This window comes from Rhizobium sp. Leaf384 (assembly GCF_001424065.1).
Taxonomy (GTDB): Bacteria; Pseudomonadota; Alphaproteobacteria; order Rhizobiales; family Rhizobiaceae; genus Ferranicluibacter.
On the sequence record NZ_LMQE01000008.1, the window covers coordinates 281,734 to 307,768 of the forward strand.

Consider the following 26,035-nt stretch of genomic DNA (forward strand, 5'->3'; position numbering starts at 1 on the left):
GGCAGCGCGATGACCGCAACTGCATTCACCATCCTGCTCGGCGGGCCGCTGACGATGACCGACCGGCTCGCCGCGCAGCTTGCCGGAACCCGCGTGATCGCCGCCGATGGCGGCATGCGACACGCGGCGGCCATCGGCCTCGCGCCAGAGCTCTGGGTCGGTGATTTCGACTCGACGCCGCAGGCGTTGATGGCCGCCTGGCCCGACGTGCGGCGCGAGCCCTATCCGCCCGCCAAAAACGAGACTGATGGCGAAATCGCCGTGGCGGCGGCATTGGAACGTGGCGCGCGGAAGCTGGTTCTCGCCGGCGCGCTTGGGGGCGAGCGCAGCGATCACGCCTTCCAGCACCTTCTCTACAGCCTGCATCTTGCCGAAACCGGGCTCGACGTTCTTCTTACCTCGGGCGAGGAGGAGGCGGTGCCGCTGCGGCCTGGCATCACGGAGGTCGCCTTGCCGAGGGGTTGCCTGTTCTCCATCTTGGGTCTTGATACCCTGACCGACCTCTCCATTGCCGGCGCGCGCTATCCCTTGACCCGTTTCGCGATGCCCTTCGGCTCATCGCGCACCATTTCCAACGTGGCGGAAGGACCCGTACAGCTGACGCTTGGCACGGGCCGCGCGATGCTTGTCGCCCGCCCCCTCGACATGACAGGAGCCTGACCATGGCGCCGCCCATTCTCAAACTCGACGATATCGTCCTGACCTTCGGCGGTACGCCGCTGCTCAACGGTGCGGCGCTGCAGGTCGAGCCAGGCGATCGCATCTGCCTTGTCGGCCGCAATGGCTCGGGCAAGTCGACGTTGCTCAAGATTGCCGCGGGCCTGATCGAGCCACAGTCGGGCGAGGTGTTTCGCCATCCGTCGTCCACGGTGCGCTATCTGGAACAGGCGCCGGACTTCGGCGCCTATACCACGGTCCAGGCCTATGCCGAGGCAGGGCTAGGGCCGGGCGACGATCCCTATCGTGTGACCTATCTGCTCTCGCATCTGGGGTTGAGTGGCCAGGAGAATCCGAACGATCTCTCCGGCGGCGAGGCGCGACGTGCGGCGCTGGCGCGGGTGCTTGCGCCCGAACCCGATATCCTGATGCTCGACGAGCCGACCAACCATCTCGACCTGCCGACTATCGAATGGCTGGAAGGCGAGCTGCAGAAGACCCGGAGTGCCCTCATCCTCATCTCCCACGACCGTCGCTTCCTGGAGAAGGTTTCGACCGCCACCGTCTGGCTCGATCGCGGCACGTCGCGCCGGCTTGACCGGGGGTTTGGTCAGTTCGAGGCCTGGCGGGACCAGGTACTGGAACAGGAGGAACTGGAGCAGCACAAGCTCGGCAAGCAGATCGAACGGGAAGAGCACTGGCTGCGCTATGGCGTGACCGCCCGGCGCAAGCGCAACATGCGCCGCCTCGGCGCTCTGCAGGATCTGCGCTCCAACTATCGCGGCCACAAGGGACCTCAGGGCTCGGTACAGGCGAGCGTTTCTGACGCGCAGGAATCCGGCAAGCTGGTGATCGAGGCCGAGAAGATCGCCAAGGCTTATGGCGCGCGCACCATTGTCGCGCCGTTCTCCATCCGGGTGCATCGCGGCGACTGCATCGGTCTCGTCGGTCCGAACGGTGCCGGCAAGACCACGCTTCTGAAAATGCTCACCGGACAGTTGAAGCCGGACGAGGGCAAGGTGAAGCTTGGGACCAACCTCGAGATCGCGACGCTCGACCAGAAACGCGAAGACCTCAATCTCGAGGATACGCTGGCGAATTACCTGACCGACGGGCGCGGCGAAACACTACTGGTCAACGGCGAGCAACGGCATGTGACCGGCTACATGAAGGAGTTCCTGTTTCAGCCCGAGCAGGCGCGCACGCCGATCAAGAATCTGTCCGGCGGCGAGCGGGCGCGGTTGATGCTGGCGCGTATTCTCTCGCGCCCGACGAATCTTCTGATTCTCGACGAGCCGACGAACGATCTCGACATCGAGACGCTGGACCTCCTGCAGGAGATCGTCGCGGGCTTCGCCGGCACGGTGATCGTCGTCAGCCATGATCGCGACTTTCTTGACCGCACGGTTACCTCGACCATCGCGCCGGCCGCCTCGGAAGCGCCGGACGGGCGATGGATCGAATATGCGGGCGGCTATTCGGATATGATGGCGCAGCGCAAGGGCCTGGCCGACGAGCGCAAACGCGCGGAAAAGGCCGAAAAGGCCCGCCAGGCGGGTAGCACGCAGACGGGTAGCCCGCAGACGGCGGGGCAGGGTTCGGCGGCCGCTAAGCCGGCCAAGGGAAAGTTGTCCTTCAAGCAGAAGTTCGCGCTCGAGAACCTGCCGAAGGAGATGGAAAAGGCGCAAGGCGAAATCGCGAAGCGCGAGGCGGAAATGGCCGATCCGAAACTCTTTGCAAAGAACCCTGCGCGCTTTGCCGCCCTGGCGGCAGAACTCGAAAAGCTGCGGGCGTCGATCGAGACGATGGAAAGCGCGTGGCTGGAGCTGGAAATGCTGCGTGAGGCGTTGGAGGGGTAGGTAGACGACAAGCGGGGGCGGTCGTTCGCCGTGACGTCCGTCCCGTGCTGTCGCTTGACGGCGCGCCGGCTGTCCTTGATTCGCACCCGTATCGGGTCTATGACTGGCGCCGTGGTGATTTGGCCGGCCGGCTTGCAGCCACGTTAAACAAGTCGCTAAAGGGCCGTGGGACGATGTTTCGCCCGCTACCCTCCATTTCGGCCGGTGTCGTTATTCCGAGTGAAGCCGATGCCCATCAAGATACCCGATACGCTGCCCGCTTTCGAAACCCTCGTCTCCGAGGGCGTGCGGGTCATGACCGAAACGGCCGCCATCCGTCAGGATATCCGGCCGCTGCAGATCGGGCTTCTCAACCTCATGCCGAACAAGATCAAGACCGAGGTGCAGATGGCGCGTCTTGTCGGTGCGTCGCCATTGCAGGTCGAGTTCACGCTGATCCGGCTTGGCAGCCATAAGGCAAAAAACACCTCCGAAGATCACCTGCTCGCCTTCTACGAGACGTTCGAAGACGTTCGTGAACGGCATTTCGACGGTCTCATCATCACCGGCGCACCGGTCGAGCTTCTGCCGTTCGAAGAGGTCACCTATTGGGAGGAGATGTGCGAGGTCTTTGCCTGGACGCATACGCACGTTCATTCCACGCTCAACATCTGCTGGGGCGCGATGGCGGCGATCTATCATTTCCATGGGGTGCCCAAGCATCCGCTGCGGGAAAAGGCCTTCGGGGTCTATCGCCACCATATTCTTGATCCGTCTTCCGTCTATCTCAACGGCTTCTCTGACGATTTCCAGATCCCGGTATCGCGATGGACCGAAGTTCGGCGGGAAGACATCGAGAAGGTGCCAGGGCTAAGGATTCTCATGGAGTCCGACGAGATGGGCGTCTGCTTCGTGCACGAGAAGGCCGGCAATCGTCTCTACGTCTTCAACCACGTGGAATATGATTCGACCTCCCTGTCGGACGAGTATTTCCGCGATGTTCACGCCGGCGTGCCCATCAAGATGCCGTACAACTATTTTCCGCACAACGACCCGGAGCTTCCGCCGCAGAACCGGTGGCGCAGTCATGCGCATCTGCTTTTCGGAAACTGGATCAACGATATCTATCAGACGACGCCCTACGAACTGAGCGAGATCGGCAAGGGGCGCTGATGCGATCATGCGTGCCCGCGCCAGCGCAGGGCAACAAGGTAGATCCGCGGAAGCGCGGGGAGAGAACGAGGTTGGCGGTGCCCATGGCGCTGCGAACGAACACATGCGAGGAGCGCAATTTGACCAGCACTGCAATGGAGATTTTCGGCCATCTGACAACAGGCGAGCCCGTACACCGCGTGACGATCCGTGGTGGCGGGCTGACGGCCCACGTCATCACCTGGGGCGCCGTGATCCAGGATCTGCGGCTTGACGGCCACGCGCCGCCGCTGGTGCTGGGTTTCGAATCGTTCGCAGATTATCCGGCCCATTCGTCCTACTTTGGCGCAACACCGGGTCGTTCGGCAAACCGCATCGGTGACGGCCGCTTCTCGATCGACGGCGAGGCGTTTCAGCTCGAGCTGAACGAGAAAGGCGTGACCCATCTTCACGGCGGCAGCGACGGCATCGCCAAGCGCCTCTGGACCATTTTCGACGTCACCGAGGATTCTGTGTCCCTGAAGATCACCGATCCCGCGGGCCGCGCCGGCTATCCGGGAAACTGCGAGATCGCGGCGACCTATAGGCTTTCCGGTCATGGATGCCTGAGCGTCTCCTATACGGCGACGACGGATGCGCCCACGATCGCCAATCTCTGCCAGCACACCTACTTCAACCTCGATGGTCGCCCGGACACGCTCGGCCACGACATCATGATCGCGGCCGATCACTATCTGCCGACCGACGAGCGGCAGATCCCGACGGGTGAGATTGCAACGGTCAAAGGCACCGCGTTCGATCTGCGGGAAATGACATCCATGCGCCGGCAGACGGAAGGCGCGAAGGTGCTCTACGATCATAACTTCTGCCTGTCGGGCGACCGTGGTCCAAAGCGGTCCGCCGTCCTTGCGCGAAGCATCGATTCAGGTGTTTCGCTGGAAGTGCGCACGACGGAGCCCGGCGTCCAGTTCTATTCCGGCTTTAAGCTGCACACGCCGGTTCCCGGTCTTGAAGGCCGGACCTATGGTCCGTTTGCAGGCTTCTGCCTGGAAACCCAGATCTGGCCCGACGCGGTCAATCACGAAGGATTCCCGAACGCGATCCTGCGTCCCGGCGAGACGCTGCGGCAGGAAACGGATTACATCTTCACCAAGAGCTGACCATCAGCGGGCGGGCGTCCGCTGTGGATGCCCGCCTATCGAACACGTGGACGATCATCTCCTGGGCCTGCCGGCCCGGGCAATCCCGTCGTGTGGGGACATCGCCTCCGTCAGGTCAAGCGTATCGCGCACAAACGCAAGCGGCTCCCCCTTACGGGCAGACTTGCTGATCATCTTTGATGTCTTCGTCGTGAGAAAAGATGGAGCGGGTGAAGCGATTCGAACGCTCGACCCCAACCTTGGCAAGGTTGTGCTCTACCCCTGAGCTACACCCGCTCATTAACCAAGGTCCGGGGGTAGTCGGTGGACCGTGGCGTCGCGGTTTTCGTTGGCGACGGGCGCTATATCGCTCAGCCGATTTGGAAATGCAACAGGGAAATGACGGTGACGGCGGAAAATTCCCAAAATTTCTTCTAAACCATTGTTACGATGGGGTTTTGAAATGATACCGGTGCACGGAAGCTATGCCGTGAATTGGTATTCTCCCCAAGATCCCGATGTAGAGGGCGCGGCGCAGGCAGGATCCTCAGGATTGCGCTCGAGAGATGGTCGCTGTCGCCTCTGCGATTGCGCTGCGGTCTGTCGCTTCGTAAGCATGTGAGGCGCAGGCATAGGAGCAGGACATGACGGACATGCAGCCGAAAACGGCAGACGATCTTTTCCGCTTTCTCGATGATCTCGGGATTGCTCACCGCACGAAGCAGCATGCTCCGGTGTTCACGGTCGCCGAATCGGTAGCGCTGCGCGACGAGATTCCCGGTGGACATACGAAGAACCTGTTCGTGAAGGACAAGAAGGACAATTACTTCCTTCTGACCGTCGAGGAGCATGCGACCGTCGATCTGAAGACGGTGCACACGCTGATCGGGGCGGCCAGCAAGGTTTCTTTCGGCAAGCCGGAAAAGCTGATGGAATATCTGGGCGTCATTCCCGGTGCCGTCACCGCGCTTGGCGTGATCAACGATCACGGCAAGGCCGTGACGCTGGTTCTGGATGCGGACCTGATGGCCGAGGAGATCGTCAACTGTCATCCCCTGACGAACGACGCAACCACGTCCCTTTCGTCGAAAGATCTGATCCGCTTTGCGGAGGCGACAGGGCACGTGCCGCTTGTCTTGAAAGTCGCGGCCTGACATACGATCTTGAGGGCGATTGCCGGATGACATTCGGCGTTGGCAGGATCGGGGCTGCGCATGGTCCCGCAAGGAGCATTCGATGAGCGGCAACAATCCCTATTCCGGTTCCTACGGCAGTCAGATGAGCGCAACGGCCACCTATGGCGGCGCGCCGACCGGCGCTTCTGCGTCGCCGGTGCCGTCGTCGCCCGCCGCGCCTGCTGCGGGTCACGCGCTGATCTCCGACACGACGACGGCCACTTTCGCTCGCGACGTTCTGGAGGCCTCACGGGATCTCCCAGTCCTCGTGGATTTCTGGGCCCCCTGGTGCGGTCCATGCAAGCAGCTGACGCCGATCATCGAGAAGGTGGTGACCGAAGCCGGCGGACGGGTGAAGCTCGTCAAGATGAACATCGACGATCACCCCTCGATCGCGGGGCAGCTTGGCATTCAGTCCATTCCCGCCGTGGTTGCCTTTATAGGTGGTCGTCCGGCCGACGGCTTTATGGGGGCGGTCCCCGAAAGCCAGATCCGGGCCTTCATCGAGAAGATCGCCGGTCCGATGGTCGACGATCAGGCGGCGGAGATCGAGGCCGCGCTGGCCGAAGCCCGGCAGCTGCTCGAGGCAGGCGACCTCCAGAACGCCGGCGGCATCTTTGCGTCGGTGCTTCAGGTCGATCCGGAACATCTCCTGGCTCGAGCCGGACTTGCCGAGGTGATGATGGCCTCGGACGCCATCGATCAAGCGCGAGAGATCCTGTCCGAGCTTTCGGACGAACAGAAGGCGGATCCCTCGGTTTCCCCCCTGCTGAAGCGGCTCGACCAGATCGACGAAGCCCGCAAGCTCGGCGATCCCAAGGCACTGGAAGCCGCCCTCGTCGCCGATCCCGACGATCATGCCGCTCGTTTGAACCTTGCCAAGATCCGCAACGTCGAGGGCGACCGCCAGGCGGCTGCCGATCACCTGCTGGCGATCATGCGGCGGGATCGCACCTTCGACGATGACGGTGCCCGACGCGCGCTGGTTGCCTTCTTCGAGGTCTGGGGACCTGCGGACCCGGCGACGCTGTCGGCACGCCGCAAGATGTCGGCCATCCTGTTCTCGTGAACTTTTCGGGGCCGGAGCCGTTTCCTCCGGTTCGACATACGGCATTTGAGCAAGCGCGTTTCCCGCTTGAGATTTCCGGCAAGCGCACCATGTGATCCCTTAATGCGAGGCGGACGGGTCGATGATCGACCCGTTGCCCCAGATATGGCGGAGTTTGCCTGAGATGCAGGTCGGAAATGCACGATATCTGAAGCCGAGGGATATTCCGGACGTCATTCCGGTGTTTCCACTGACCGGTGTTCTGTTGCTGCCAGGCTCGCAGTTGCCGCTCAATATCTTCGAGCCGCGCTATCTCGCAATGTTCGATGATGCGCTCTGCGGGAATCGCCTGATCGGCATGGTACAGCCCTCGCTGACGGACCACAGCGAAGACAGCCAGGCACTGTGCCAAGTCGGCTGCGTCGGCCGGATCACGTCCTTTGCCGAAATGGAAGACGGACGCTACATCACCTCGCTGACTGGCATCTGCCGCTTTCGCCTGTTCGACGAGGTGCATCCGGTCAAGGGGTATCGCAATTTCAAGATAGCGCCCTTCGCGGGCGATCTCACGGAGTCCGAAGACGAGGCGCAGGTGGATCGCGAGGCGCTTCTGGCTGCCTTCAAGGCCTATCTCGACACCAACAAGCTGGAAGCCGATTGGGAGAGCGTGGAGCGCGCCGGCAATACCACTTTGGTCAACTCCATGGCGATGATGCTGCCCTACGGGCCGGCTGAAAAGCAGGCGCTTCTCGAAGCGCCGGACCTGAAGACCCGCGCCGATACGCTGATCGCAATCACAGAGATCGTTCTCGCCAAGACATTCGGCGACATTGAAACCATGCTGCAATAGGCATCGCGATGGACGAAAAAACCCGTCGGGTCGATCCGAAACTGCTCGAGCTTCTCGTCTGCCCCTTGACGAAGGGTCGGCTCAGCTACAGCGCGGCGGAAAACGAGCTTGTTTCGGAGAAGGCGAAACTCGCCTATCCGATCCGCGACGGTATCCCGATCATGCTTATGTCCGAGGCGCGCAAGATCGAGGACTGATGGCCCCGCTTGGTCGCCGTGTCCCGCAGCGAAAGCGCGGACGGTGTTGCTTCAGCGCCTAGATCGGCTTGCCGGACAGGAGTTTTGGATCGCCGCCAGCGGCGGCCCCGGCCTGGCGGATGAAAAAGGATTTGAGCGGGGTCAGTCGATCCACCAAGCCCAGACCAACATCGCGCAGCATCCGCACCGGCATGATGTCGTTGGAGAAAAGTCGGTTCAGCACATCCGTCGTTACGCCCATGCGAACGGTATCGAAGCGCCGCCACGTCTGGTAGCGCTCGAGAACGCCCAGAGACCCGATGTCGAGACCGAGGCGATCGGCATCGACGATGGTTTCCGCTAGCGCTGCCACATCCTTGAAGCCGAGATTGAGGCCCTGCCCTGAGATGGGGTGAATGCCGTGTGCCGAATCGCCGGCCAGGGCGAAGCGGTTGGCCACGAAGGCGCGGGCCAGTGTGAGGCCGAGAGGAAAGGCGCGGCGACCGCCGACAACCTTCAGGGCGCCGAGCTTGTACCCGAACCGGCGTTCGAGTTCCGCCTCGAACACGAGGTCGTCACTCTCGATCAGGCGGTTGGCGTCTTCCGTCCTTTCGGTCCAGACGAGCGACGAACGGTTGCCGCGCAGCGGCAACGTGGCGAAGGGGCCTGCCGGCAAGAAGTGCTCTTCCGCCGTTCCATCGTGGGGGCGCTCGTGCTCGACCGTGGTGACAATGCCGGATTGGCCATAGTCGAAGTTCACCGTCTTGATGCCCGCTGCATCGCGAAGCCTGGAGCGCGCACCATCGCAGGCAACAAGCAGGCGCGCCTCGATCTCGCCGCCGTCGATCAGGTTGAGCCGGACGGCGTGATCGTCTGCGGTAAAGCCGCTGGCGGTCGTCGATGGCCTGATCTCGATGCCGAGGCTTGCCGCCCTGTCCCGCAGAGCGCCGACCAGTGCAACGTTCGGAACCATGTGCGCGAACGGACGGTCCGCCTCCGCGTCGCCCTCGAACGTGAGGAAGACGGGACGGACAGGGTCCGACGTCTTGGAGTCCGTGATGACCATGCGGCGGATCGGCTCGGCGTTCGGCGCGATCGTCTGCCAGACCCCGATGACGTCGAGCATGGACGATGCAGCGGCAGCGATGGCGGAAGCACGCTCGTCTCCGCGCCAGGCTCCGTCCGGCGCGCCGTCGATCAGGGTCACCGAGAGATGCGGCGCCGCCGTCTTGACCGCGACCGCCAGCGAGAGTCCGACATATCCGCCGCCTGCCACCAATAGATCGATCATCCGTCCCGTCCTTCGTTCTTGTCCTTTTGCGCTATATAGAACATCGACGTCATGCTTCCTACCGCCGGAGACCGCGCAATGTCCAATGATCCCCTCCACGACGCCGCCGGGGCCGGAACTGCCACCGCCATGGACGGTCTCCTGCAGACGCTGGACCTGGAAACGCTGGAAGAAAACCTGTTCCGCGGCGTGTCGCCGCAGGTCGGCTGGCAGCGCGTGTTTGGCGGGCAGGTGATCGGGCAGGCGCTGGTCGCGGCCCAGCGGACGGTCATGGCGGATCGCTTCGTGCATTCGCTCCATGCCTATTTCATGCGACCGGGCGATCCGGCCGTGCCCATCATCTACGAGGTTGATCGTATTCGTGACGGAAGCAGCTTCACGACGCGCCGCGTGGTGGCAATCCAGCATGGAGCGGCCATCTTCTCCCTCTCGGCCTCGTTTCAGGTCGAGGAAGAAGGACTGGAGCACCACATTGCCCCGCCTCTGGTGCCCCAGCCCGAAGAGCTGATGGGTGAAGCCGAGATGAAGGCGATGTTTCTCGCCAATGCGCCTGGGGCGATCCGCCGCTACTGGGAGCAGCCGCGCCCGATCGAAATCCGGCCCGTGTCGTTGAAGCACTATGTTTCGCGCGAGCCGCAGGAGCCGGTGCAGCATGTCTGGGTCAAGGCGACGGGCGCAGTGCCTGATGAACGTCCGTTGCAGGCGGCGGTCCTTGCCTACATCTCCGACATGACGCTGCTCGACACGTCGCTGCGTGCCCATGGAACGTCGATCTTCGATCGTCACTTGCAGGTGGCGAGCCTCGACCACGCCATGTGGTTTCACCGTCCCAGCAAGCTCGATGACTGGCTGCTCTACACGCAGGACAGCCCCAGCACGGGAGGTGCCCGCGGCATGAACCGGGGCAGCCTGTTTGACCGTTCGGGAAACCTGATCGCATCCGTCGCCCAAGAGGGTCTGATTCGGAAAAAGGCAGATGCGTAATCTCTGAGCAAATTTTTCCAAATGCATATTTTATAGCCAAAAATTCTGGCCAATATTTAGCGTTTCTCTCCGCCACCTCTCGGTGAATGCGGCGATTCCCTGTCGTTTCCTTTATTTTTGGATGTCGTGCCGAACTGGCACGCGCCTTGAATAGCACGTCGTGGTCGTTGGGGAACAAAGGCTCATCGGCATGCACAGACGGCATGTGAGCCGCAGATGAACAAGGATGGGAAACCAGATGAAAATTGTGATGGCCATAATCAAGCCGTTCAAGCTCGATGAGGTTCGTGAAGCGCTCACCACCGTCGGAATCCAGGGCCTGACCGTAACCGAAGTCAAAGGTTACGGGCGCCAGAAGGGGCATACCGAAATCTACCGCGGTACCGAATATGCCGTCAGCTTCCTGCCGAAACTGAAGATCGAGATCGCGGTCGCGTCCGAGATCGTCGACAAGGCGGTCGAGGCGATCGCATCCTCCGCCAAGACCGGCCAGATCGGCGACGGCAAGATCTTCGTCTACTCCATTGACCATGCGGTGCGCATTCGTACCGGCGAAACCGATTCAGAAGCGCTGTAAGCAACGGCTGTTAGAGGGAGCTTTCTTCACATGACATCTCACACATTCTCGACAACCCTCGGCCGCTTCGGCGCCGCAACGGTCGCCTTCCTGGCGCCGGTTGTCGCCTTCGCCCAGGACACTGCTGCCCCGGCCGTTGCCGAAGCAGCCGCCGCGGCTGCACCGGCCATGACGGTCGACAAGGGCGACACGACCTGGATGCTACTGTCCACCATTCTCGTGCTTCTGATGACGGTGCCCGGCCTCGCGCTGTTTTACGGCGGCCTGATGCGCACCAAGAACATGCTGTCGGTCCTGATGCAGGTGCTGATGGTGGCTGCCGTTGCCATGATCATCTGGGTAACCTACGGCTACTCGCTCGCCTTTACCGATGGCGGTTCGATGAACAGCTTCGTCGGCGGCTTCTCCAAGATGTTCCTCTCGGGCGTTGACGTCACCACCTTGTCGGAAAGCTTCTCCAAGGGCGTGGCTATTCCGGAACTGGTGTTCGTCTGCTTCCAGATGACGTTTGCGGCCATCACGCCCGCGCTGATCGTCGGAGCCTTCGCAGAGCGCATCAAGTTCTCCGCTGTCATTCTCTTCACCATCCTGTGGCTCACCTTCGTCTACTTCCCGATGGCGCACATGGTTTGGTTCTGGGGCGGCCCGAGCGCCTATGACGGCCCGACCGGCCTCATCTTCGGCTTCGGCGCGATCGATTTCGCCGGCGGCACCGTGGTTCACATCAATGCCGGCATCGCCGGTCTCGTCGGCGCGCTCATGGTCGGCAAGCGCACCGGCTTCGGCAAGGACATGATGGCACCGCACTCCATGACCATGACCATGATCGGCGCCTCGCTGCTCTGGGTCGGCTGGTTCGGCTTCAATGCGGGCTCCAACCTCGAAGCCAATGCCTATGCCGTTCTCGCCATGATCAACACCTTCGTCGCAACCGCCGCCGCCATCATCTCCTGGTCGATCGTGGAAACCTTCACGCGCGGCAAGGCCTCCATGCTGGGCGCCGCCTCGGGTGCCGTTGCCGGCCTCGTGGTCATCACGCCGGCTGCCGGCTTCGTCGGCCCCATGGGCGCGATCGTCATGGGTCTCATCGTCTCGCCGCTCTGCTACTTCTTCGTTTCCACGGTGAAGAACAAGTTTGGCTATGACGACACGGCAGACGTGTTCGGCGTCCATTGCATCGGCGGCATCGTCGGGGCACTTCTGACAGGCGTGTTTGTCAACCCGGCCCTTGGCGGCGCCGGCATCGTCGATTACTCGACGGCCGATTTCGCAGCCTCCTACGCCGGCACGGCAACGCAGGTCATGGCCCAGCTGAAGGGTGTCCTCGTGACGATCCTGTGGTCGGGTATCGGCTCGGCGATCCTCTACAAGATCGTCGATGTCGTCGTCGGCCTGCGTGTCCCGGTCGAAGCCGAACGCGAAGGTCTCGACCTTGCGAGCCACGGCGAAGCGGCCTACCACTCGTAGGCATCGTTCGGGCGATCGGCTTCGGTGCGGTCGCCGGACATCTCACAGGCTTCTCTTCAGACCCGGCAGTCCATCTGCCGGGTTTTTCGTTTGCCGGCAGCCTCTGGCCGCCTGACCGTTTCAGCCGTGCACCCCTGCCAGCTTGCTCATTCCCACAGGGAACGTCGACTTGCCGATTGACTTCATGTTCAAATCTTTTCAATCTTCTGGTTTTCTAAATGAGGATATTATGGCCACTGCGATCCGCCTGCAAAACCCCGCGACCGGCATTACCAAGATCGGCTATTACGGTTTCAGCTGGACCAGCCTGTTCTTCGGCGGCATTCCGGCTCTGCTGCGGGGTGATGTCGGCATCGGTCTCGGGATGATCGCCGTCGGCATGATCGCCGCCTTTGTCGGCGTCGGCCTCGGCTGGTTCATCGTCGGCATCATCTGGGCGTTCATCTACAACAAGATCCATACGACGCGGCTCGTGGAGGCCGGTTACAAGCTGGCGGACACGCCCGAGCGGATGCGCGAAGCGCAGGCGGCGCTCGGCATCGGCGATCAGGCCGTTCTGTAGCGCGAGGCCACGGGATCCATATCGATTTCTCTCGGTTTATGCCCTCTGAACGGGCATGGTTAATGGAGCTTTAACCTCCTCTGCCTACCCTGCGGCTGGGGCGCATTGCGCCTTGGACGATCAGGGCGCTCCGGCGAGCAAGACAGGCAGATTTCCATGGCTAGAAGCAATCAGGCGGTATTCGACACCCGGTCCGACAGGTTCGTGCTGTCGGCTTTCGTGTGGCGCCAATCGGTAGCGCTCGCCGGTTACGTGCTTTTTGCGTTGTTGATGGCGGCGGTCGCGGCGCTTTCGACCTGGAACGTGGCCGATCCCAGCTTTTCCTACGCCACATCAAATCCGCCGACGAACATTCTCGGCACGGGCGGCGCGGCGTTTGCCGACGCGATGATGCAGTTTTTCGGAATTGGCAGTGTCGTGGCCCTGCTGCCGATTCTGGCCTGGGCGCTGGTTCTCATTGGAAACAAGCCTTTCGACAAGATCGTCAAGCGTGCCGCCTCTTGGTTTGTCGGCTCGGTCCTGGCTGCGGCGGCGCTCTCCTGCGTCCCGGCGCCGGTCACCTGGCCGTTGCCGAACGGTCTTGGCGGTGTCTTCGGCGACATGATCCTGCGTCTGCCCGCACTCATCACGGGAGAGTACCCGACCGGCACCCTCGCCACCATTCTCGGCTCGATCATCGCCGTCCCTGCAACTGTCTTTCTTGTTTACGCCGCCGGCCTCTTCGGTGTGGCCGATCCGGACGAGGAAGAGGTTCCCGTGGTGACGCCGAGCAAGGCGAAGACCGTTCGCGAGGAGATCGAGGACGACGAGACGGAAGGCGGGTTCGTGCTGTTCCTTGCCGGGGCCTTCACACATATGCGCTATACGACGCAGGCCCGCTTCCGTCGCCTCTTCGGTCTTGCGCGCCGCCGACCTGCAGCGGAGCAGGATTTTGACGAGCCGTATGATTTCAACGATGACGAATTCGGGACGCTGAACGAGCCGGTCCGCCGCAAGTCCACCGTCCGGGTCGAGCCTTCGCTCGATGGTCCGGTGACCCCGCGCCGCAGCGTGACGGCGATCGATCCTGGCTTCGATGCAGATTTCACCGACGAGGACGATGCAGACGATGCCGGCGATGTGTTGCCGTCCGGGCTTCTGTCCGGCGATGACGACATGGCCTTTGCACCAGCCTCGCGTCGCGCACCGGTCCCGGGACGTGTGGTGGCGGCACAGCCGCGGCCGCGTGCGCCCGAGCCTGCCTATGAGCGGCACGGCCATGGCAACGGAACCTTCACGCTGCCGCCGCTCGAATTCCTGGCCGAGCCGAAGAACGTGGTACGCGACGCAACGCTTTCGGCCGACGCGCTGGAACAGAATGCGCGCATGCTCGAAGGCGTGCTCGAGGATTTCGGCGTCAAGGGCGAGATCATTCACGTCCGCCCCGGTCCCGTCGTCACGCTTTATGAGCTCGAACCGGCACCGGGCATCAAGTCGTCCCGCGTCATCGGGCTTGCCGACGATATTGCGCGTTCGATGAGCGCGATCGCCGCGCGTGTTGCCGTCGTGCCCGGCCGCAATGCCATCGGTATCGAACTGCCCAACCAGCGCCGCGAGACCGTCTATCTGCGGGAGCTGATCGGCAGCCGCGACTTCGAGGGAAGCAAGGCGAAGCTCGCCATGGCGCTTGGCAAGACGATCGGTGGCGAACCCGTCATCACCGATATCGCCAAGATGCCGCATCTGCTCGTGGCCGGCACCACCGGTTCCGGAAAGTCGGTCGCAATCAACACGATGATCCTGTCGATCCTCTATCGCATGACGCCGGAGCAGTGCCGGCTGATCATGATCGACCCGAAGATGCTCGAGCTCTCCGTCTATGACGGCATTCCGCATCTGCTTTCGCCCGTCGTCACCGATCCCAAGAAGGCCGTCGTGGCGCTGAAATGGACCGTGCGCGAGATGGAAGAGCGCTACAAGAAGATGTCGAAGATCGGCGTGCGCAACATCGACGGTTTCAATTCCCGCGTCGAGCAAGCGTTGGAAAAGGGCGAGGCGATCAGCCGCACGGTGCAGACGGGCTTTGACCGCCAGACCGGCGAGGCGACCTACGAGACGGAAGAGTTCGACCTGCAGCCGATGCCCTATATCGTCGTGATCATCGACGAGATGGCCGATCTCATGATGGTGGCCGGGAAGGACATTGAAGGGGCCGTGCAGCGGCTTGCCCAGATGGCCCGTGCCGCCGGCATCCATGTCATCATGGCAACGCAGCGTCCCTCGGTCGATGTCATCACCGGAACGATCAAGGCCAACTTCCCGACGCGGATCTCCTTCCAGGTCACGTCGAAGATCGACAGCCGGACCATTCTCGGCGAGCAGGGTGCCGAACAGCTTCTCGGCCAGGGCGACATGCTCTACATGGCGGGCGGCGGGCGTATCCAGCGCGTCCATGGCCCGTTCGTTTCGGACAACGAGGTCGAGCAGATCGTGTCGTATCTGAAGACGCAGGGCGCACCGGATTATCTGGACGCGATCACCGAGGATGACGGCGAAGAGGACGAGGGTGGCAATGGCGGCGGTCCGGCCGGCACGGGCAATCTCGCAGACTCCGACGACCCCTACGATCAGGCCGTTGCGATCGTCCTTCGGGACGGCAAGGCCTCGACCTCCTATGTCCAGCGACGTCTCGGGATCGGCTACAACCGGGCCGCCTCCTTGATCGAGCGGATGGAGAAGGAAGGGATCATCGGTGCCGCCAATCATGCCGGAAAGCGCGAGATCCTCGTGCCGACGGAAGACGAGATCACGGGGCGGTAACAAAGCTGGGCTTTGGCATCCGGCCCTGCTTGCCCGCTCGGCGAGAGCGGCTTGGCCGGGCCGGAGCTCGCGCCAGCGCGCTTAAAGCACCACGTCTTGTCAAAGGCCTTGCCGGCCGGTCTTGAAGGTGCCGCAGTTGCGCGCCACATCTCGCACAGATTGAACAGGAGTTTCCCATGACAGAGACACGGACGACCGACATTTTTGGACAGGCGGATCGGTCGCTCCTGTCGCGGCGCAGCTTCGTGGCAGGCGTGGCGGTCTTTGGCGTGATGGCGACCCTCGGCCTTCCGGTCGAGCCTGCCGCTGCGCAGTCCACAGGCGTCGCGCAGAAGATCGCGGATCACTTCGCATCGGTGAAGACGATGACCGGCGAGTTCGTCCAGTTCGGCCCGCGGGGCGAGCAGACGGGGGGAAAGTTCTTCATCAGCCGTCCGGGCCGCATCCGCTTCAACTATGAGGCGCCGTCTCCGATGCGCGTCATCGCCGATGGCAAATCGGTCGTGATCGGCAACCAGAAGCTCAAGACCTGGGATCTCTATCCTCTGTCGAAGACGCCACTCAACCTGCTCCTCTCCAACTCCATCGATCTCTCCGGCAAGACCGTGCGCGACGTGAAGGAGGAGACGGACCTGATCACCATCGTGCTCGGCGACCGCTCGATCTTCGGCGACAGCACGATTACGATGATGTTCGATCCGAAAACCTATGACCTTCGCCAGTGGACGATCACCGATCCGCAGAAGAAGGACACATCCGTGATGATCTTCAACGTGAAGACCGGCATGCCGATGGACGATGCCGTTTTCCGGATCCCCTATGACGAGATCCGCAAGTAGGCTCTCCCGTGCTTGTCCCGCGTCCGTAACTTGCTTAAAGGTCCCCCGGCGGGACCTTTTTGCATTCCGGAAGGCACATCATGACATTGTCGATCGCAACCTGGAACATCAATTCCGTTCGCCTGCGCCTGCCGCTCGTGTCGGATTTCCTCGTGCGGTTTCAGCCGGACATCCTGTGTCTGCAGGAAACGAAATGCCCGAACGAACTTTTCCCGGTGAAGGCCTTCGAAGCGCTTGGCTATGGGCACATGGCGATGCACGGGCAGAAAGGCTATCACGGCGTTGCCACGCTTTCGCGCTTGCCTCTGACCGAACTCGTGGACCGCCGCGACTATTGCGGCGTGGGCGATGCACGGCATCTTTCCGTGGTTTTCGCGCATGGATCCAAGCGCATCCGCCTTCACAATTTCTATGTGCCGGCCGGGGGTGACGAGCCGGACCGGACCATCAACAAGAAGTTCGGCCACAAGCTCGATTTCCTGGAAGAAATGAAGCTCCTGCATGCAGAGGCCGAAGCCGGCATATCCTCCATTCTCGTCGGCGACCTCAACGTGGCGCCGCTCGAACACGACGTCTGGTCGCACAAGCAGCTTTTGAAGATTGTCAGTCATACGCCGGTAGAGACCGAAGGTCTGAACACGGTGATGACCGGCGGAGCCTGGGTCGACCTGATGCGTCAGCACACGCCTTCGCCGGAAAAGCTTTATACGTGGTGGAGCTACCGGGCCAAGGACTGGGAGGCGGCCGACCGCGGACGACGCCTTGATCATATCTGGTCATCCGCCGATCTTGCCGCCGGCCTCCGGCAGGTGGAGATCGTCAAGGAAGCCCGCGGATGGGAGCGCCCCTCCGACCATGTGCCGGTGATTGCCACCTTCGACCTCTGACAATCAGAGAAAACGCGGGGCGAGCTTGCCGACGCGATGGATCATCGCATTGAGATTGTCGCGAATGCGCTTGTCCACCAGGGCGGCGACATCCGGGTATTCTTCCAGCATCCGATGAAACAGCGGCCGGGTGATGCGGATCACCTCGGTTTCGACCTCTGCCGTTGCCGTGAATTTCCGTTCCACCAGTGAAATCATTGCGAGCTCGGACAGGAGCGTACCGCGGCCGACCGTGGCGATCGTTTCGGAGCCGCCGCTCGCCGTGGTGCGCGTCAACGCCAGTCGGCCGGCAGCCACCGCAAAGGCGCAGTCGGCCGGCGCCCCTTCGCGGAACAGCTGCTGGCCTCGCACCAGTCTGCGACGTTCGGCCCCGAAAGCGATGAGGCGGAGCTTGTCGTCATCGATTTCCGCAAAGAGCGGGACGATCGAGAGAAGGGCTATATCGTCGTTCAGCGCCAAGGAGCTCTCCGATCCAATGCCGTCCAGGATCGGACGGCCGATCGTCAGCCTCTGTTACGGGACGATCTTGTAGCCGCCATTTTCTGTCACCAAAATCTCGGCATTGGAAGGGTCGCGCTCGATTTTCTGGCGCAGACGATAAACGTGCGTTTCCAGCGTGTGGGTGGTGACACCGGAGTTGTAGCCCCAGACTTCCTCAAGGAGAACGTCGCGTGTCACGACCTTCTGGTCGGCGCGATAGAGATAACGGATAATGGCCGCTTCCTTCTCCGTTAGGCGGATCTTTTGCCCGTTTTCGAGCGTCAGCAGCTTCTGGCTGGGCTTGAAGGTATAGGGGCCGACGGTGAAGGTGGCGTCCTCACTCTGCTCGTGCTGGCGCAACTGCGCCCGGATACGGGCCAAAAGCACGGCGAAGCGGAATGGCTTCGTAACGTAGTCGTTGGCGCCGGCTTCCAGTCCGAGAATCGTGTCGGAATCCGTGTCGTGTCCGGTGAGCATGATAATCGGCGCCTTGAAGCCGCCCTTGCGCAGGAGCTTGACCGCCTCACGACCATCCATATCCGGCAGGCCGACATCCATGATCAGCAGCGACACCGTGCTGGTGCGTGCTGTTTGCACGCCCTTGCTGGCCGTCGCCTCCTGGAGGATCACAAATTCCTCGTAAAGCGAGAGTTGCTCGACCAGTGTCTGGCGCAAGACGTCATCGTCGTCGACAAGCAAAATGGTACGGGATGACATGGTCGGTTTTCTCCTGGGCGTCTTACGTAAATTAGCTCTCGCGGCGGACTTGGCAAGCACCGGGTCCCTTGGAGACGTGTCTCACGATACCTCGTCCATCCGGGATGGCCACCGTGCCGGCGAGGGGCGATCTCGGCACGTGCCTGCTGCCTTCGCTGTCACCTCAAGGCGCGAATTCCACCGCGAAGATGACACGCTTCCGCTGACGGACCCTAGCTAACATGTCATGATAGGCCCGCACCATCACGACCCATGCACATTCCTGTGAGCCTCATGCGCAAGATCCCGGCAAAGCCCTTCTCTTCTTCCGGCACGATCGCGGTCCGCCGCGCTCCGGGGAGCCGCACCCGCGCGCTGGTTTCTTTCGCGGGGCGAACCGAGCAGGCGGCAATCGGTCGCGGTGGCATGACCGCGCGCAAGCGCGAGGGGGACGGCGCCACGCCGATCGCAGCCATGCCTCTGCTCGGTGGCTATGTCAGGGCTGACAGGATGGTCCCGCCTGCGACCCGTCTTTCCCTGACGCACATGCGGCGCGATATGCTCTGGTGCGATGCGCCCGATCATGCGTGCTACAACCGGCCTGTCACAGCGCCTTTCGCGGGGCGGCACGAAACCCTGATGCGCGCAGACGGCCTTTATGACGTCTGCCTCGTGATGGACTGGAACATCCGCGTCCGCCGTCGCAACGGAGGTTCGGCCATCTTCTTCCATCTCGTTCGGCCGGGCTACCAACCGACAGAGGGCTGCATCGCCGTCACCCTGCCGGCCATGCGACGGATCCTTGCGTTCGCGCGCAAGGGCACGCGCGTGAAGGTGCTCGGATAGCGGCCGCCGCTAAGGACAGGATCTTCAGAATGTCGCCGGCGTGTTGATCCAGATCAGCACGGTCTCGGCCTCGGAGAGGTTGCGCCAGGCGTGGAAGCGGGTGCTTTCGAAGTAGAAACTGTCACCGGCTGAAAGGTCGAAGAACTGGTCGCCGTCGAGCACGATCTGCATCCTTCCCTGCAGGACATGCAGGAATTCCTCGCCGTCATGCCGATAGGCGCCTTCACTGGAGGCGCCGGGTGCAAGAACGAACCGGTGGCATTCCATCTGGTGCCGCCCTTCCGCCAGGGGCTGGATGGTGACGCCGGAGGCGGTCGCGGGCCAGGCGTTCCATTGGCCGGCACGCACGAGCGACTGCCGATGTTCGCCACCTTCCTGACCCGACAGGGCGGACAGGGTCGTGCCGAAGCAGGCGGCAAGCGCGTGCAGCGCCGGCAGGGACAATCCCTGGGAAATCCGTTCGAAAGACGAGAGCAGGGACAGCGCGATGCCGGTTTCGTCCGCCACGCTCTGCAGCGTTCGACCCGCCTCTCGGCGCAGATGGCGGATCTTCGGGCCGATGGAAGATACGGTTATCGCGTCGATCTGCGGCGCAGTGGTCGCTTCCCCCGCAATCGACGTTTCTGCCTCGTCCTTGAGAACCTCGCGGATGGCAGCAGGATTGAGACCTTTTTCCGTGCGCAGCCAGCCGATCGTTTTCAGCCGATCCATCAGCGCCTGATCGAAGAGCCGCTGACCCGTCGCCGATCGCAGGGGCTCGATCAGCCCCTGGCTTTCCCACAGACGCAGCGTCGATGCGGACACACCGATCATGCGCGCGGCTTCCGTGATCTTGAAGCGAATGTCGTCCATGGCGAGCGGCCTGCGTCTGCAAAAGATCTCTCATAGCCGGACGGACCGGGATTGCAAACTCTACAGAAAAAATATAGGTATTTTGAGAAACGAACCGTTGGGGTGCGAGGGCGCCTCGTGCCAGAGGGGATGATGCCATGTTGAACGTCGAAGTTGCCGACCGCCGTAGCGCTGCCATATCGCGCGGCGTCGGCGTGACCACGCAGGTTTACGCCGAGCGCGCCGAGAATGCCGAGATCTGGGACATCGAGGGAAAGCGCTTCATTGACTTTGCCGCCGGCATCGCCGTCGTCAACACGGGGCACCGGCACCCGCGCGTGATCGCCGCTGTGAAGGATCAGCTCGATCGCTTTACGCATACCTGCCATCAGGTCGTCCCTTACGAAAACTATGTGCGCCTTGCCGAGCGGCTGAACGCGCTGGTTCCCGGCGATTTCGAGAAGAAGACGGTGTTCGTCACCACGGGCGCCGAAGCGGTGGAGAACGCCGTGAAGATCGCCCGGGCTGCGACCAAGCGGTCCGCCGTGATCGCGTTTTCGGGCGGCTTCCATGGACGGACGTTCATGGGCATGGCCCTGACCGGCAAGGTGGCGCCCTATAAAGCCGGATTCGGCGCCATGATGCCGGATGTGTTTCATGTCCCCTTTCCCGCCGAACTGCACGGCATGACAGTCGAGGCGTCGCTGGCCGTGCTCGACCGGTTGTTCAAGGCGGATGTCGACCCGGCGCGGGTCGCAGCTTTCATCGTCGAGCCGGTGCAGGGGGAAGGCGGCTTCTACGAAGTGCCCAAGGCGCTGATGATCGCTCTGCGCGAGCTCGCCGACCGGCATGGCATTCTTCTCATTGCCGATGAGGTGCAGACCGGCTTTGCCCGTACGGGCCGGATGTTTGCCATGGAGCATTATCCCGTCGTTGCCGATCTCACGACGATGGCGAAAGGGCTGGGCGGCGGGTTTCCGATCGCGGCCGTCACCGGGCGTGCCGATATCATGGATGCGCCTGGCCCCGGCGGCCTCGGCGGCACCTATGGCGGCAGCCCAATCGGCATCGCGGCCGGTCTCGCCGTGCTTGATGTCATCGACGACGAGGCACTTTGCGAACGTGCCGAGCAGCTGGGCGCGCGGTTGAAACAGCGCCTGCAGTCGTTCAAGGACTTCGTGCCCCAGATTGTCGATATCCGGGGCCCTGGCTTCATGAATGCGGTGGAGTTTAATGTGCCGGGGACCCATACGCCGGATGCCGACTTTACGAACAGGGTCCGTGCACGGGCTCTGGAGAAGGGGTTGATCCTGCTGACGTGCGGCGTCTACGGAAATGTCATCCGCTTCCTCTCGCCGATCACAATCCAGGATCATATCTTCACGGAAGCGCTGGATATCCTCGAGGACACGCTGCGCGACTGCGTCAAGGGAGCCTGAACATGAGCCTTTCACCCGATCTTCTCGCCAAGCTGAAAGATCCGAGTCTTGCAACCGACAAGGCGCTGATCGGCGCCGACTGGGTCGCTGCCTCTGCCGACGGCAAGACATTCGACGTGCTCGATCCGGCAACCGGTGCCCATGTCGCTACGCTTCCGGATATGGGGCGCACCGAAACGGCGCACGCGATCGACGTCGCCCACAAGGCGCAGAAAGCCTGGGCACGCAAGACGGCCAAAGAGCGGGCTCAGATCCTTCGCCGGCTATACGATCTCCTTGTTGCCAATGCAGACGACCTCGCCGTCATTCTGACGACCGAGATGGGCAAGCCGCTGGCCGAGGCGAAGGGCGAGGTGCTTTACGGCGCCTCCTATGTCGAGTGGTTCGGGGAGGAGGCCAAGCGCGTCTATGGCGACACGATCCCCGGGCACCAGCCCGACAAGCGGATCATCGTCGTCAAGCAGCCGATCGGCGTGGTCGCCGCCATCACACCCTGGAATTTTCCGAACGCGATGCTCGCCCGCAAGGTTGCGCCGGCGCTGGCCGCCGGTTGCGCGATCGTGTCGAAGCCGGCCGCCGAGACGCCGCTCTCGGCTCTGGCGTTGGCAATCCTTGCCGAGCGGGCGGGCCTTCCGGCCGGGCTCTTCAGCGTCGTCCTGTCGACCGATTCGGCCGCGGTCGGGCTTGAAATGTGTGAGAGCGACAAGGTGCGCAAGCTGACCTTCACCGGCTCTACCAATGTCGGCAAGATCCTGTTCCGGCAGTCGGCAGGGCAGGTGATGAAGCTCGGACTGGAGCTTGGCGGCAATGCGCCCTTCATCGTGTTCGATGATGCCGATCTCGATGCGGCGGTCGAAGGCGCGATGATCTCGAAATATCGCAACAACGGGCAGACCTGCGTCTGCGCCAATCGTCTCTATGTGCAGTCGAGAATCTATGACGCCTTCGCCGAAAAGCTGGCCGCCAAGGTGCGGGCCATCAAGGTCGGCGGCGGCTTCGAGCCGAACGTCAGTGCCGGGCCGCTGATCTCGGACAAGGCGCTGGCCAAGGTCGAGGATCACATCGCCGATGCCGTCGCCAAGGGCGCGTCGATTGCCGTTGGTGGCGCGCGCGATACGGACAAGGGTGATCTGTTCTTCCAGCCGACGATCCTGACCGGCGTGACGCCGGAGATGAAGCTCGCACGCGAGGAAACCTTCGGTCCCGTCGCGCCGCTGTTCCGCTTCGAAACGGAAGAGGAGGTGATCGCCATGGCCAACGACACGGAATTCGGCCTGGCAGCCTATTTCTACGCGCGGGACATCTCCAAGATCTTCCGCGTGGCGGAAGAGCTCGAATACGGCATGGTCGGCATCAATACCGGCCTGATTTCCACCGAAGTCGCACCCTTCGGCGGCATCAAGCAGTCCGGCCAAGGCCGCGAGGGCTCGAAGTACGGGATCGAAGACTACATCGAGGTCAAGTATCTCTGCCTCAGCGTGTGACGTCGCCGGGTCATCGATAACAAAAAGCGGGCGCCTCTCGACGCCCGCTTTTTCTTTTCAGGATAGATGCTCGGACAGGTCCATCCGGCTTTCCCCTACATATGGATCGGCTTGAAGAAGGTCGCGAGCGCGGCTTCCTTGACGGCTTCGGACATGGTGGGATGGGCGTGGCAGGTGCGGCCGAGATCCTCCGAGGAGCCGCCGAATTCCATGAGGACGGCGATTTCGTGGATCATCTCGCCGGCGCCGAAGCCGATGATGTGGCCGCCCAGAACGCGGTCGGTTTCCTTGTCGGCCAGAATCTTCACGAAGCCGTCGACGGCCTGCATGGCGCGGGCGCGACCATTGGCGGTGAAGGGGAACTTGCCGACCTTGTAGGCGACACCGGCACTCTTCAGCTCTTCCTCTGTCTTGCCAACGGAGGCGACTTCCGGCTGGGTGTAGACGACGCCAGGAATGACGTCATAGTTCACATGGCCGGCCTGGCCGGCCAGGATCTCGGCCAGCGCGACGCCTTCGTCTTCTGCCTTGTGGGCAAGCATCGGCCCGCGTACGACGTCGCCGATGGCGTAGATGCCATCGACATTCGTCTTGAAGTGACCGTCGATCTCCACGCGGCCGCGATTGTCGAGCGCTACGCCCGCTTCCTCGAGACCAAGGCCTGCCGTGTAGGGTTTGCGGCCTGTCGCCACCAGAACCACGTCGGCCGAAATCGTCTGCGCCTCGCCGCCCTTTACAGGCTCGAACGTGACCGTTGCGCCGTCGCCTTCGCGCGCCACGCCGGTGACCTTGGCGCCAAGGTTGAAGGTGATGCCCTGCTTGGCGAGAATCCTCTGGAACTGCTTGGAGACTTCGCCATCCATGCCGCCGAGGATGTTGTCGAGATATTCGACAACGGTGACCTGCGCGCCCAGGCGGGCCCAGACAGAGCCGAGTTCGAGGCCGATAACCCCGCCGCCAACCACGACCATGGTGCCGGGAACCTTCTCCAGCGCGATGCCGCCGGTGGAGGAGACGATCACCGTCTCGTCGATCTCGACGGGAACGCCCGGGATGCCGGCGACGTCGGAGCCGGTGGCGATGACGATGTTCCTGGTTTCGACGGTCTGCTCTTCGCCGGCCTCGTTGGTGACGACGACCTTTCCGGCACCGGCGATGCGACCCGTGCCTTGGATGGCGTCGATCTTGTTCTTCTTGAACAGGAACGCCACGCCTTCGACGTTCGATTTCACCGTCGCGTCCTTGTGCTCCATCATCTTCGGCAGGTTGAGGCGCGGGGCCTCGACCTCGATGCCGAGACTGTCCATGTGTCTGGCGGCGTGGAACATCTCGGATGCATGCAGCAGCGCCTTGGAGGGAATGCAGCCGATGTTGAGGCAGGTGCCGCCATAGGTCGCGCGCTTTTCGACAACGGCGACCTTGAGGCCGAGCTGGGCTGCCTTGATGGCGGCGACATAGCCGCCGGGGCCGGTTCCGATGATGACGACGTCATAAGCCATGATTTGTCCTTCCGTGTGCAGCCGTGTCGGGCCGCCGATGTTGATGCTGGCGGCCGCTGAAGCGGCTGCCGGATGTGACTGTCGAGCAGGGCGCGCCGTGAGACCGTCGGCTCAGGCGGCCTTCTCGGTTGCGAGTTTCAGGCCGAGCGCAATGAAGACCATGCCGCTCGCACGGTCGATCCAATGGCTGATACGGGCAAAACGCGCCCGCATGGCAGGAGTCGTCATGAACAGGCTGACGGCAACGAACCACAGGATGAGGCAGCTCGCCATGACGAGGCCATAGCCAAACTTGACGGTAACCGGCGTGTGCGCGCTGACCACGGTCGAAAAGATCGAGAGGAAAAAGAAGACCGGTTTCGGGTTGAGCGCATTGGCGGCAAAGCCGAGGCCGAACGCCTTGAAAGCGGACTGTGTGCTGCGGGTGGCTGGCGCGGTCTGGGCCGGCGCCGATGCGTCGACGTCTTGTACCGGCTTTGACCGCAGCGCCTTCGCACCAATGTAAAGCAGGTAGGCGACGCCGCACCATTTGACGATGTTGAACAGGGCGATCGACTGCGAAATGACGAGCCCGAGTCCGAGGATCGTATAGGTGACGTGAAACATCAACGATGTCCCCACACCGAAAGAGGTAAGTATCGCCGCGCGGCGTCCGTGCAGGATCGACTGACGCATGACCATGGCAAAATCCGCGCCGGGCGAGATGATGCCGAAGACGAAGATAGCCATCAGCGATGTGAGTTCGAAGAGATAAGGATGCAGGGACAGTTCCATCATGCGTCTCCGGCAATGGCGGCGCCCGGCTATCAGAACCGTCGCACTTAAGGATCGGGCAACCCGGCGCGAAGCTTGGAGCCTCAGAACACCAGGACAAGCCCCATCATGCCAAGGCCGACGAGAGAGCCGAGCCAGGCGAGCGAGCGGATATAGGGGATGCCTGCAAGATAGAGCGGGATGTAGACGATGCGGCAGGCAAACCAGATCCACGCGCCAACAAGTCCCCAGCCGGACGGGTCGCCGGTGATTGCAAGACCAAGGGCCAGGCCGACGAAGGCCGGATAGGTCTCCTGGAGGTTTTTGGACGCGCGCCCCGCTCGGCCGGCCAGAACGCCTTTCGCCTGCTTGTCGCCGTCGCGCGGGCCAGCATTCCAACCAGAGCCCAGTTCGCGCGTGACCAGCATGGCATGCAGGCAAATCTGGATGACGAGCAGCACAACGCTCCAGGCAACGAGCGCTGGAAACGGCGAGGGGGCAATGACGGTAGGTTCCATGACAGTCTCTTTCAGTCAGGCAAAGGCCCACCCGTAGCGGGCGGGCCT

General features: G+C 62.5%; 25 protein-coding genes, 1 tRNA gene and 1 riboswitch. Of the genes, 18 read left to right on the forward strand and 8 right to left on the reverse strand.

The features are described 5' to 3' along the window. Positions 1-9: 9 nt before the first annotated feature. The 4 genes from ASG25_RS19080 (at position 10) to ASG25_RS19095 (ending at position 4,807) form a co-directional block, all read left to right on the forward strand. Positions 10-660, forward strand: a complete 651-nt coding sequence (locus ASG25_RS19080) for a thiamine diphosphokinase (RefSeq protein ID WP_062478150.1) — start codon at positions 10-12, stop codon at positions 658-660. 2 nt (positions 661-662) lie between these two features. Continuing rightward, positions 663-2,516 (forward strand): ABC-F family ATP-binding cassette domain-containing protein, encoded by a 1,854-nt coding sequence (locus ASG25_RS19085; RefSeq protein ID WP_062477799.1) that lies wholly within the window; start codon positions 663-665, stop codon positions 2,514-2,516. A 101-nt stretch (positions 2,517-2,617) separates the two neighbouring features. Then, a riboswitch (SAM riboswitch) is annotated at positions 2,618-2,695 on the forward strand. A gap of 49 nt (positions 2,696-2,744) precedes the next feature. Continuing rightward, positions 2,745-3,668, forward strand: coding sequence for a homoserine O-succinyltransferase (gene metA / locus ASG25_RS19090; RefSeq protein WP_062477802.1), 924 nt, complete (start codon positions 2,745-2,747; stop codon positions 3,666-3,668). A 134-nt stretch (positions 3,669-3,802) separates the two neighbouring features. Then, positions 3,803-4,807, forward strand: a complete 1,005-nt coding sequence (locus ASG25_RS19095; protein WP_156379822.1) for an aldose epimerase family protein — start codon at positions 3,803-3,805, stop codon at positions 4,805-4,807. 201 nt (positions 4,808-5,008) lie between these two features. Here ASG25_RS19095 and ASG25_RS19100 read toward each other — a convergent pair. After that, a tRNA-Gly gene (locus tag ASG25_RS19100) sits at positions 5,009-5,083 on the reverse strand. A gap of 347 nt (positions 5,084-5,430) precedes the next feature. Here ASG25_RS19100 and ASG25_RS19105 point away from each other — a divergent pair. The 4 genes from ASG25_RS19105 to ASG25_RS19120 all read left to right on the forward strand — a co-directional run bounded on the left by ASG25_RS19105 (position 5,431) and on the right by ASG25_RS19120 (position 8,056). After that, a complete protein-coding gene (locus tag ASG25_RS19105; RefSeq protein WP_082480370.1) occupies positions 5,431-5,940 on the forward strand; it encodes a prolyl-tRNA synthetase associated domain-containing protein in 510 nt (169 codons plus the stop codon). 82 nt (positions 5,941-6,022) lie between these two features. After that, positions 6,023-7,030: a thioredoxin gene (trxA, locus tag ASG25_RS19110; protein ID WP_062477805.1), complete on the forward strand. Its 1,008-nt coding sequence runs from the start codon at positions 6,023-6,025 to the stop codon at positions 7,028-7,030. Between the two features lie 163 nt (positions 7,031-7,193). After that, complete coding sequence (locus tag ASG25_RS19115) at positions 7,194-7,859, forward strand: LON peptidase substrate-binding domain-containing protein (RefSeq protein WP_062477808.1); 666 nt, start codon at positions 7,194-7,196, stop codon at positions 7,857-7,859. 8 nt (positions 7,860-7,867) lie between these two features. Then, the gene (locus ASG25_RS19120) at positions 7,868-8,056 is read left to right on the forward strand and encodes a Trm112 family protein (RefSeq protein ID WP_062477811.1); all 189 of its coding nucleotides are present in this window, start codon (positions 7,868-7,870) and stop codon (positions 8,054-8,056) included. A 58-nt stretch (positions 8,057-8,114) separates the two neighbouring features. Here the strand turns inward: ASG25_RS19120 and ASG25_RS19125 are convergent, their stop codons facing one another. After that, entirely contained in the window at positions 8,115-9,413 is a 1,299-nt protein-coding gene (locus ASG25_RS19125) for a ubiquinone biosynthesis hydroxylase (RefSeq protein ID WP_277996170.1), read from the reverse strand. Here ASG25_RS19125 and tesB point away from each other — a divergent pair. The 7 genes from tesB (at position 9,405) to ASG25_RS19160 (ending at position 17,441) form a co-directional block, all read left to right on the forward strand. Next, positions 9,405-10,310 (forward strand): acyl-CoA thioesterase II, encoded by a 906-nt coding sequence (gene tesB, locus ASG25_RS19130; RefSeq protein ID WP_062477818.1) that lies wholly within the window; start codon positions 9,405-9,407, stop codon positions 10,308-10,310. The two genes, ASG25_RS19125 and tesB, sit on opposite strands and share 9 nt — an antisense overlap. A gap of 226 nt (positions 10,311-10,536) precedes the next feature. Beyond that, complete coding sequence (locus ASG25_RS19135; protein WP_062477822.1) at positions 10,537-10,887, forward strand: P-II family nitrogen regulator; 351 nt, start codon at positions 10,537-10,539, stop codon at positions 10,885-10,887. 30 nt (positions 10,888-10,917) lie between these two features. Then, positions 10,918-12,354 (forward strand): ammonium transporter, encoded by a 1,437-nt coding sequence (locus ASG25_RS19140; protein WP_062477825.1) that lies wholly within the window; start codon positions 10,918-10,920, stop codon positions 12,352-12,354. A gap of 229 nt (positions 12,355-12,583) precedes the next feature. Beyond that, complete coding sequence (locus tag ASG25_RS19145; RefSeq protein WP_062477829.1) at positions 12,584-12,916, forward strand: hypothetical protein; 333 nt, start codon at positions 12,584-12,586, stop codon at positions 12,914-12,916. Between the two features lie 156 nt (positions 12,917-13,072). Beyond that, a complete protein-coding gene (locus ASG25_RS19150; protein ID WP_062477833.1) occupies positions 13,073-15,715 on the forward strand; it encodes a DNA translocase FtsK in 2,643 nt (880 codons plus the stop codon). A gap of 176 nt (positions 15,716-15,891) precedes the next feature. Then, positions 15,892-16,554 carry an outer membrane lipoprotein carrier protein LolA gene (locus tag ASG25_RS19155; protein WP_062477836.1) on the forward strand — a complete coding sequence of 221 codons (663 nt, stop codon included), beginning with the start codon at positions 15,892-15,894 and terminating at the stop codon, positions 16,552-16,554. A gap of 80 nt (positions 16,555-16,634) precedes the next feature. Next, positions 16,635-17,441, forward strand: a complete 807-nt coding sequence (locus tag ASG25_RS19160; protein WP_062477839.1) for an exodeoxyribonuclease III — start codon at positions 16,635-16,637, stop codon at positions 17,439-17,441. 3 nt (positions 17,442-17,444) lie between these two features. Here the strand turns inward: ASG25_RS19160 and ASG25_RS19165 are convergent, their stop codons facing one another. Further along, complete coding sequence (locus ASG25_RS19165; RefSeq protein WP_062477842.1) at positions 17,445-17,900, reverse strand: cyclic nucleotide-binding domain-containing protein; 456 nt, start codon at positions 17,898-17,900, stop codon at positions 17,445-17,447. A 54-nt stretch (positions 17,901-17,954) separates the two neighbouring features. After that, complete coding sequence (locus ASG25_RS19170) at positions 17,955-18,638, reverse strand: response regulator transcription factor (RefSeq protein ID WP_062477844.1); 684 nt, start codon at positions 18,636-18,638, stop codon at positions 17,955-17,957. Positions 18,639-18,911: 273 nt separating this feature from the next. On the opposite strand from ASG25_RS19170, the gene ASG25_RS19175 reads away from it, so the two are divergent. Beyond that, a complete protein-coding gene (locus tag ASG25_RS19175; RefSeq protein ID WP_062478160.1) occupies positions 18,912-19,463 on the forward strand; it encodes a L,D-transpeptidase family protein in 552 nt (183 codons plus the stop codon). 24 nt (positions 19,464-19,487) lie between these two features. On the opposite strand, the gene ASG25_RS19180 is transcribed toward ASG25_RS19175, so the two are convergent. Next, positions 19,488-20,315 carry a MerR family transcriptional regulator gene (locus tag ASG25_RS19180; protein ID WP_062477847.1) on the reverse strand — a complete coding sequence of 276 codons (828 nt, stop codon included), beginning with the start codon at positions 20,313-20,315 and terminating at the stop codon, positions 19,488-19,490. 137 nt (positions 20,316-20,452) lie between these two features. On the opposite strand from ASG25_RS19180, the gene ASG25_RS19185 reads away from it, so the two are divergent. Both ASG25_RS19185 and ASG25_RS19190 read left to right on the forward strand, forming a co-directional pair. Beyond that, positions 20,453-21,733 carry a 4-aminobutyrate--2-oxoglutarate transaminase gene (locus tag ASG25_RS19185; RefSeq protein ID WP_062477849.1) on the forward strand — a complete coding sequence of 427 codons (1,281 nt, stop codon included), beginning with the start codon at positions 20,453-20,455 and terminating at the stop codon, positions 21,731-21,733. 2 nt (positions 21,734-21,735) lie between these two features. Beyond that, positions 21,736-23,217, forward strand: a complete 1,482-nt coding sequence (locus tag ASG25_RS19190) for an NAD-dependent succinate-semialdehyde dehydrogenase (protein WP_062477852.1) — start codon at positions 21,736-21,738, stop codon at positions 23,215-23,217. A gap of 95 nt (positions 23,218-23,312) precedes the next feature. Here ASG25_RS19190 and lpdA read toward each other — a convergent pair whose 3' ends face one another. The 3 genes from lpdA to ASG25_RS19205 all read right to left on the reverse strand — a co-directional run bounded on the left by lpdA (position 23,313) and on the right by ASG25_RS19205 (position 25,987). Further along, a complete protein-coding gene (gene lpdA / locus ASG25_RS19195; RefSeq protein WP_062477855.1) occupies positions 23,313-24,716 on the reverse strand; it encodes a dihydrolipoyl dehydrogenase in 1,404 nt (467 codons plus the stop codon). A 111-nt stretch (positions 24,717-24,827) separates the two neighbouring features. Beyond that, positions 24,828-25,478: a LysE family transporter gene (locus ASG25_RS19200; protein ID WP_062478163.1), complete on the reverse strand. Its 651-nt coding sequence runs from the start codon at positions 25,476-25,478 to the stop codon at positions 24,828-24,830. Between the two features lie 95 nt (positions 25,479-25,573). After that, positions 25,574-25,987 (reverse strand): MAPEG family protein, encoded by a 414-nt coding sequence (locus ASG25_RS19205; RefSeq protein ID WP_062477858.1) that lies wholly within the window; start codon positions 25,985-25,987, stop codon positions 25,574-25,576. Between the last annotated feature and the right edge of the window lie 48 nt (positions 25,988-26,035).

What these genes read in the sequence shown, in the direction of transcription:
- ASG25_RS19080 (WP_062478150.1), top strand. Translation starts at nt 10, where the DNA reads ATGACCGCAACTGCATTCACCATCCTGCTCGGCGGGCCGCTGACGATG.
- ASG25_RS19085 (WP_062477799.1), top strand. Translation starts at nt 663, where the DNA reads ATGGCGCCGCCCATTCTCAAACTCGACGATATCGTCCTGACCTTCGGC.
- metA (WP_062477802.1), top strand. Translation starts at nt 2,745, where the DNA reads ATGCCCATCAAGATACCCGATACGCTGCCCGCTTTCGAAACCCTCGTC.
- ASG25_RS19095 (WP_156379822.1), top strand. Translation starts at nt 3,803, where the DNA reads ATGGAGATTTTCGGCCATCTGACAACAGGCGAGCCCGTACACCGCGTG.
- ASG25_RS19105 (WP_082480370.1), top strand. Translation starts at nt 5,431, where the DNA reads ATGACGGACATGCAGCCGAAAACGGCAGACGATCTTTTCCGCTTTCTC.
- trxA (WP_062477805.1), top strand. Translation starts at nt 6,023, where the DNA reads ATGAGCGGCAACAATCCCTATTCCGGTTCCTACGGCAGTCAGATGAGC.
- ASG25_RS19115 (WP_062477808.1), top strand. Translation starts at nt 7,194, where the DNA reads ATGCAGGTCGGAAATGCACGATATCTGAAGCCGAGGGATATTCCGGAC.
- ASG25_RS19120 (WP_062477811.1), top strand. Translation starts at nt 7,868, where the DNA reads ATGGACGAAAAAACCCGTCGGGTCGATCCGAAACTGCTCGAGCTTCTC.
- tesB (WP_062477818.1), top strand. Translation starts at nt 9,405, where the DNA reads ATGTCCAATGATCCCCTCCACGACGCCGCCGGGGCCGGAACTGCCACC.
- ASG25_RS19135 (WP_062477822.1), top strand. Translation starts at nt 10,537, where the DNA reads ATGGGAAACCAGATGAAAATTGTGATGGCCATAATCAAGCCGTTCAAG.
- ASG25_RS19140 (WP_062477825.1), top strand. Translation starts at nt 10,918, where the DNA reads ATGACATCTCACACATTCTCGACAACCCTCGGCCGCTTCGGCGCCGCA.
- ASG25_RS19145 (WP_062477829.1), top strand. Translation starts at nt 12,584, where the DNA reads ATGGCCACTGCGATCCGCCTGCAAAACCCCGCGACCGGCATTACCAAG.
- ASG25_RS19150 (WP_062477833.1), top strand. Translation starts at nt 13,073, where the DNA reads ATGGCTAGAAGCAATCAGGCGGTATTCGACACCCGGTCCGACAGGTTC.
- ASG25_RS19155 (WP_062477836.1), top strand. Translation starts at nt 15,892, where the DNA reads ATGACAGAGACACGGACGACCGACATTTTTGGACAGGCGGATCGGTCG.
- ASG25_RS19160 (WP_062477839.1), top strand. Translation starts at nt 16,635, where the DNA reads ATGACATTGTCGATCGCAACCTGGAACATCAATTCCGTTCGCCTGCGC.
- ASG25_RS19170 (WP_062477844.1), bottom strand. Translation starts at nt 18,638, where the DNA reads ATGTCATCCCGTACCATTTTGCTTGTCGACGACGATGACGTCTTGCGC.
- ASG25_RS19175 (WP_062478160.1), top strand. Translation starts at nt 18,912, where the DNA reads ATGCGCAAGATCCCGGCAAAGCCCTTCTCTTCTTCCGGCACGATCGCG.
- ASG25_RS19180 (WP_062477847.1), bottom strand. Translation starts at nt 20,315, where the DNA reads ATGGACGACATTCGCTTCAAGATCACGGAAGCCGCGCGCATGATCGGT.
- ASG25_RS19185 (WP_062477849.1), top strand. Translation starts at nt 20,453, where the DNA reads ATGTTGAACGTCGAAGTTGCCGACCGCCGTAGCGCTGCCATATCGCGC.
- ASG25_RS19190 (WP_062477852.1), top strand. Translation starts at nt 21,736, where the DNA reads ATGAGCCTTTCACCCGATCTTCTCGCCAAGCTGAAAGATCCGAGTCTT.
- lpdA (WP_062477855.1), bottom strand. Translation starts at nt 24,716, where the DNA reads ATGGCTTATGACGTCGTCATCATCGGAACCGGCCCCGGCGGCTATGTC.
- ASG25_RS19205 (WP_062477858.1), bottom strand. Translation starts at nt 25,987, where the DNA reads ATGGAACCTACCGTCATTGCCCCCTCGCCGTTTCCAGCGCTCGTTGCC.